Here is a 3,970-nt window from a genome sequence, read left to right on the forward strand (position 1 = left end):
CTAACATTCAATTAAAAATAAATGGAGAATGTATTAAATATGATAACATTATTATAAGTAAAGAAGGAATTTTTGTATTAGATATTAAAAATATAGGTTCAAAGGGTACATACACTATAAATATAAAAGAAGATGGAAATTGGATAAAGGATTATTTTAAGGGTAAGGAAAAATCAATAGATTCAACTTTAACTATTCATGATAAGAAAAATATTATTCTACTTGAAAAAATTATAAATAATAAATTAAATAGAAGTATATATGAAAATTATCTAAAAATAGAGGGGATAATTGTAGTTGGTAATAGCGAAGTAATAAAAAATTATTCTAATCAACCAATAGTTAGAGCGTCTGAGATTTACAAATATATAAAAAAGTTTAAAAGAAAATTGGATGTAGATGAAATAGAAATTATACAGACTATTATATTAGATGAAGGAACAAAAACAAAAGAGTGTCTACTAATGGATTATAAAAAAGAAATACAAGAAAATATAAAAATATTTGATGAAATAGAGGACGATGTATTTAATAATGAGAAGAATAATTTATTAAAAATAGTAACAAATATAATAGAAATTAGAGAATTAATAAATAAAAATAATAAAAAAATTGCGACTAAATTAGATAAAATAGAATATAAAAATAACTATAACTATAAATATGCTCCAAAAAGTGAAGATTCCTCAATTGACTTAAATAATAATTATGAAATTAATAATAGAGGTGGCGAATGGCTTGCTGCACAGCTTATTTTTGAGTCTGTTTATGATAATATGAATGAAAAAATTAGTCATGATGAATGTAATAATGATGAATATTATGATGATTTTGATGGAGAGGATTAATTATAAATAGGTAATATAAATTCGTAATTAATACATAATCTTGTTAAAAAGAGGCGAACAAAAATTGTTATCTAAAGCATATAGAAATGCTACTATTAGTATGAATAATGATTTAAATTAGGCATAAAAGTAAAACTAATGATTGATTAGAAATATGTCAAATATTTTTGATAAATACAAATTTTATTCGGGGGGATATAGAATGAAGAAAAAAATAATTTCTCTATTATTATGTGCGGCTCTATTTTTATCAAATAATCTAAGTATTTATGCACTTAATAATAATAGAGAAGAAATTAAGCTACAAGAAGTAAGTAAAAATCTAAACTCTAATTCAAGTAAGCCAAGTAGAGCACAAAATTTAGACATACGAAATCCAAATGATTACGAACTGGTAAATACTGGTGGATATGCAGGGGCCTTATATGATTCTTATAATACAATTCATAGTCTATATTATAATAATATAAACAATAATTATTATAATGGATATATGTCTATAGTTACAGATATTTATTGTGATGAGCCTTATTATAAAGATAAATATATGGATTTTATGCTTTTTTCAGAATTAGAAGATGGAAGTATGCAATATTTAGGAAAGGTATCTGATTATTTTTATGGTGATACAAATGTGAGATACACAATTAGTTTACCAGAAACAGTTTATCAAGATAAAGAATATGTATATATGGTTGTAGGCATTTATGATGATGATAGTACTGATTATAGTGATTATATATATTATAAAATGAAAAATCCATATTATACTAACACAGAGGAACCTAATGAAGAACAAAATGATTTTGCTGTCATATCTAATGAATCAATAGATGTTAATAATAGTAAATATACAGGGACTTTTGATATAGATAACAATAAATATACAATAAATAAGAATTTAAAACAAAAAAGTTATAAGATGGATATAAATATACCTTTTGATACTGAAAAAAATAAAGATAAAATACTAAACAAAAATAATATACCAAGTAAAAATTTAAACTTATCTTATAAAGTAGGAGATGACAAATCTTTCTATGTTTATAATTTTACTGATGATGAAAATGAATCGATTAATGCAACTCTTTTATACTCTGGTACAAAAGCAAATGTATGGGTTAACGATAATCAAATAAGTTCAAGTGGTGCTATTAAGCTAGGTCAAGAGTTTGATAATAATCTATACAATAAAGTTGCAAATAATTTTGGAAAAGAGTCAGATGTAGATGGTGATGGTAAGGTAAATATTCTTTGTTACGATATTCAAGATGGATTTAATGGTAGTGGTGGATATATTGCTGGATATTTTTATGGAGGAGATTTATATAATATACAATATTCTAATAAAAGTGAAATATTTTATATAGATACTTATCCAGCAATGAGTAGCAATAATACTTATGATGTAGATGTGACTCAATGTTACTCAACTTTAGCTCATGAGTTCCAACATATGATTAATTTTAATCAAACAATATTCTTAGAAAATACAGTAAGTGATATGGATGTTTGGTTGAATGAAGGTATGTCCATGGCAGCAGAGCAAATTTATACACAAAATTCCTTAACAGAGAGAATTGATTATTATAATTATGCAAAATCTATTAAAAATGGACACTCAGTATTATATTGGGATTATTACGGAGATACTCTTTCTAATTATTCATTATCATATTTATTTTTACAGTATTTCAGAATACAAGTAGGTCAAGGAGATAAAATTTTTAGCGAACTACAGTCACTAAAAAATAATAATTATAAAGATATAGAATGTTTAATACAAAAATATATAGATCCAAATATGACTTTTGGTCAGTTTATGACAAACTTTAGAGTAGCTTTATTAAAAAATGAAGCAACGGGTAAATATGGATTTAAAGGAGAAACTGGTTTTAATAAAATAGAAGATTGTATATATAGTGGCCAGGGTATTAGCATGAAAGGCGGAGGAGCTATTACCAAAGCGATAGATGCTTCTACTTTCCAAATACCATCAGACAAAGACAGTGATGTTACTTATACAATAATAACTGAAGAAAGTAACGTAAGTAATGAAAAACCAGTAATAAGTGGAGCAACAGATAAAACAATAAAAGTAGGAGATAGCTTTGATGCAAAATACGGAGTAAGCTCAACAGACAAGGAAGATGGTAACCTAACATCAAAAATAAGTATAAGTGGAAGTGTAAATAATCAAGTTGCAGGAGTGTATGCATTAACATATAGTGTAAGTGATAGTGATGGAAATAAAACAACAGCAACAAGAAAGATAACAGTACTAAATGTATTTAGTAATTTTACAGTTAATACTTTAAATCAAAATTCAACTATAGTAAGTGGCAAAGGTTTGTCTGGTGCAACTATTAAAGTATATGCAGGTAGCAAGCAAATAGGAAAAACTGTAACAGTAAACTCAAAGGGAGAGTATAAGGTAAGTATACCGAAACAAGCAGGTGGCAAAACTGTAGTAGTAAAAATGAGTAAGTCAGGGTACGCAACAATAGAAAAAAGCACAGTAGTGCTAAAAGTATTTAAAGTTTTTACAGTAAACAGTATTAAAACAACGTCCACAATAGTAAGTGTTAAGGGCTTGTATGGAGCAAGTGTAAAGATATTTGTGGATGGAAAACAAATAGGAAAAACTGGAACAGTAAACTCAAAGGGAGAGTATAAAATAAGTATACCAAAACAAAAAAAGGGTAAAAAAGTAGTAGTGAAAATGAGTAAGTCACAATATGTCACTGCTGAAAAGATAGTTACTGTAAAATAATATACAAATTTAATAAAAACTAGAGTTAGCATTCAGCTTGCTGTAAAACAAAGATATAACCATTTGGGAAAAAATAAAACCTGTATAGCGGACGCATATAAAAGAGTGTCTGTCTATGCAGGTTGTTTTTTAATAAGAATAAATGCATAAATTAAGCAATACAGATAAAATTAAGCATTAAAAAGTTTTACACCAAAACTTGACACTATCTGTAAGCGTCAAAGAATATCCGACTAGAATGCCAATATTTTTTTAGCTAAAATATAAAGTATAAAAACTTGAATATGGAGGCTAACTATGTTAATTGAACAAAGTGAAATAAATTGGGATGAAATTCTAGAAAAATTTG

At 26.0% G+C, this 3,970-nt stretch carries 1 protein-coding gene and 1 pseudogene; both read left to right on the forward strand.

From position 1 onward, the window contains the following. Positions 1–848: pseudogene (locus ACRC03_RS02230) on the forward strand (hypothetical protein); the annotation flags it as partial. Positions 849–1,050: 202 nt separating this feature from the next. Then, positions 1,051–3,621 carry an immunoglobulin-like domain-containing protein gene (locus tag ACRC03_RS02235; RefSeq protein WP_438650924.1) on the forward strand — a complete coding sequence of 857 codons (2,571 nt, stop codon included), beginning with the start codon at positions 1,051–1,053 and terminating at the stop codon, positions 3,619–3,621. Positions 3,622–3,970 lie beyond the last annotated feature (349 nt).

This window comes from Romboutsia sp., from assembly GCF_051659545.1.
In the GTDB taxonomy this organism is placed as follows: Bacteria; Bacillota; Clostridia; order Peptostreptococcales; family Peptostreptococcaceae; genus JBOFOR01.